The following is a 2,639-nucleotide window of genomic DNA, read 5'->3' as shown; positions in this document are numbered from 1 at the left end:
CTGCGAAGAGTCATATTTTGATTAGATGCAGCATCACACAGTTCATCAATCCAAGCACCATCAATTCTGATGTAACCAGGATAATTTGCTGCTAGGGCTTGGAGAACTTTCATCGCACCCGGATTAATCACCGACTGCACAAATTCTTCATCAATGTCAGTAATATCAGGATTAGGAATCCCAGTCGGTGAAGGTGATTGTTGTGCTGGCGGTTCTGGAAGTGTAACCAACCCTTGCAACTGATATTCAGCTATCCACCGGGGGCGCTCTTGTACTGGTAGCCGATTCACATAATCAGCAACTCGCCGTTTAGCTGCGATCGCAGTGGTGACATAATCATAAACAGCTTCACCTTGTAAATACTGCTTAAGTGATTTTAGGTCAGCTTGTTCTAAAGAGCGGTATACTTTCTGTTTGCCTTCGCTGATTTGGGCAGATACTCCAAATAAGCCAGCACTCAGCGTTCCAGCACCAAGCAGCATCCCGGTTGTTATTCGGTCAGTATTTAAGAAAAAAGGAGCAGATAAGCATAATACTGCACTCGCTCCTAAAGAACATAAGATAGTTCGTTCTGCATGAATCACCCCACTGGCAGTTAGTCGTTGTAATTCAAATGGCATTACCTCACCCCCAAAGCGACACCAGCTGTAACTAAGGTCAAAAAGACAAACAGAAATATCACTCCAGGCATCAAGCCAATGGTGAAAGTTTTACGGTTGAAGCCAAAACCTTTGATGACTAAACCGCCAAAGTTGAATAACCCCAGAACTATGCAGCAGATGGAGATTATGCCAATAAACCAAAGAATGTATCGACTAACGGGGCTGGCAACGGATAAATAACCCATAAACATAGAAAAGCCAACCCCAGACACTGCATATCCTATATGAGAGAGCTTGATACTTTGCATAACCTAGAACCTGAAACTATCACCCACTTCATCAAATGCTTTCTCATATCCTCCCAACTGGCGTTGTTGTTCCTGTGAACCGAAAGCATGACGAATTACCGCCTCCCCTTGTAACGCCCTGGTTCGCTGCAAATCTTCCTCAACCTTCATGGCTTCTTGGGAATATGCCAATTGGTTTTTATACATCTCTGCCAAAGATTGCAACTGTTTGAGCTTGTGCCGGGAGAACTTTGTATGTAACCACTTCTGTGCTTTTAAATTGCCAGCCACTTCTGCTTCATCCAGAACCTGCTGTGTTGTAGTGTAAGCTGGCAATGTGTAGCGTGAGCGGATTGATGAAGGTAAATTACCCTCAATTTGGGTAGCATCCCCAACTCTTAAATCCGTTGATACTACTCCATCACCTTTACCGCCAAACAAACCAGGAAGCCATTTCCCTAACATTCCTTTCTCCCCCTTACTACTTAAAATTGGTATAAGTCTGCTGAACTTGTTGAACTTGTGACCCGATATATCGGGTTATGCCATATATGCCCATGAACGAAAACATCAATATTGTTATTGCTGCGATCACAGTTTGAGCCATCATTCCCCGTTGCATTAACTCCTCAATCTGTCTATTGGACTGCGATCGCGCCTTTGACTCATCAATAAGTTGCTGGACTATTAGGAATTCTTCTGTTGTCAGATTTTCTAGTGTTAAGCCGGACAGACTCAACTCCCCGTCCTTCTTCAGGTGAATATTTAATGCTTTGCGATGGGTTTGGTCTTGTTGCTCCATATATTGCCACGCCCAAAACGAGGGTCAATAGCAGCAGATTTAGTACTGCTGCTACCAAGATCAATTTATTCGGCTGCATTTGTTGGGCTAATACCGAAAATACCCGCAACGAGTTCGTCACCGATTGCACGAAAGGAATCTACGTCAGCTTCTTCCTCCATCGCTTTAGAGACAAACTTACTCACCACGTCCTTGGGGGCATTGCGAATCGTCGATAACAACTGGTCAGCTTTATCAGTTGTGTAAGCATCAATCCCGACGTTGAGAACATCCTCCAGAGATTGAATTTCTTGCTTAGAAACCTGGGATGCATGAGCGATCGCTCCTTGCAGTGGGGGAACGGATTTACGGCGTGGGGAGTTTTTACCTAATTTACCGTTGCCATTTTTGGACTTGTTATTGGTAGCAAGTTTCCCGCTTACTTGTCTTTGCTCAAGAATCTGAATAGCGATCGCTTGGGCTTGTTGCTCGGTCAATTGGTCGATGTCAGCGTCAACTTGGGCGCAGAGGTTAGCGACTTCTGACTGAGTGACTTCTATATTGTAGGGTTGAAGGAGTTGTTGAATTTTATCCATAGAATGCTTCCATTTGTACAAGTAATGGTGTCATTTTAGCATCTATTTATTGAAATAGGCATTAAAATTAGGAAATAGGACGCTAAAAAGTATAATCATGGAATCTAATTGGCATCATAAATATGGCAGATAAACGCGACCGAAGATTTTCCGTTAACCTTCCCTTAGTTAAGGAGATACGCCTGATTCTATGGGGACACACCAGAGGAGTAAGCAAAACTCGTATGGCAGAAGCAATTTTGATTGATCGGGTTTCCAGCGATGGGAATTGGCGAGAAGTTTGTCAGGACTTAAAACAAGAAGCAGCTATCAATCACTCTACGGTTAGTGAATTAGTTGCAGACATACTCAAAAACAACGGCTTGAAAGACGT

5 protein-coding genes and 1 pseudogene are annotated in these 2,639 nt (G+C 43.5%); 1 reads left to right on the top strand and 5 read right to left on the bottom strand.

The window, feature by feature from the left end:
• From H6G97_RS49520 to H6G97_RS49500, 5 genes and pseudogenes are all read right to left on the bottom strand, one after another.
• Nucleotides 1-620: pseudogene (locus H6G97_RS49520) on the bottom strand (hypothetical protein); the annotation flags it as partial.
• Nucleotides 620-910, bottom strand: a complete 291-nt coding sequence (locus tag H6G97_RS49515; protein WP_190947578.1) for a hypothetical protein — start codon at nt 908-910, stop codon at nt 620-622. The gene H6G97_RS49515 and the pseudogene H6G97_RS49520, both read right to left, overlap by 1 nt.
• A 3-nt stretch (nt 911-913) precedes the next feature.
• The gene (locus tag H6G97_RS49510; RefSeq protein ID WP_190947577.1) at nt 914-1,354 is read right to left on the bottom strand and encodes a hypothetical protein; all 441 of its coding nucleotides are present in this window, start codon (nt 1,352-1,354) and stop codon (nt 914-916) included.
• 16 nt (nt 1,355-1,370) lie between these two features.
• Nucleotides 1,371-1,691 (bottom strand): hypothetical protein, encoded by a 321-nt coding sequence (locus H6G97_RS49505; RefSeq protein ID WP_190947576.1) that lies wholly within the window; start codon nt 1,689-1,691, stop codon nt 1,371-1,373.
• A gap of 65 nt (nt 1,692-1,756) precedes the next feature.
• A complete protein-coding gene (locus tag H6G97_RS49500; protein ID WP_190947575.1) occupies nt 1,757-2,266 on the bottom strand; it encodes a hypothetical protein in 510 nt (169 codons plus the stop codon).
• A 122-nt stretch (nt 2,267-2,388) separates the two neighbouring features.
• Here H6G97_RS49500 and H6G97_RS49495 point away from each other — a divergent pair.
• Nucleotides 2,389-2,639: hypothetical protein (locus H6G97_RS49495; protein WP_190947574.1), on the top strand; the 251-nt coding region annotated here is incomplete at its 3' end.

The organism is Nostoc flagelliforme FACHB-838, assembly GCF_014698065.1.
Classification (GTDB): domain Bacteria; phylum Cyanobacteriota; class Cyanobacteriia; order Cyanobacteriales; family Nostocaceae; genus Nostoc; species Nostoc flagelliforme_B.
Note: the sequence above shows the minus strand (reverse complement) of the source record. Positions and strands in the feature narration are given on the sequence as shown.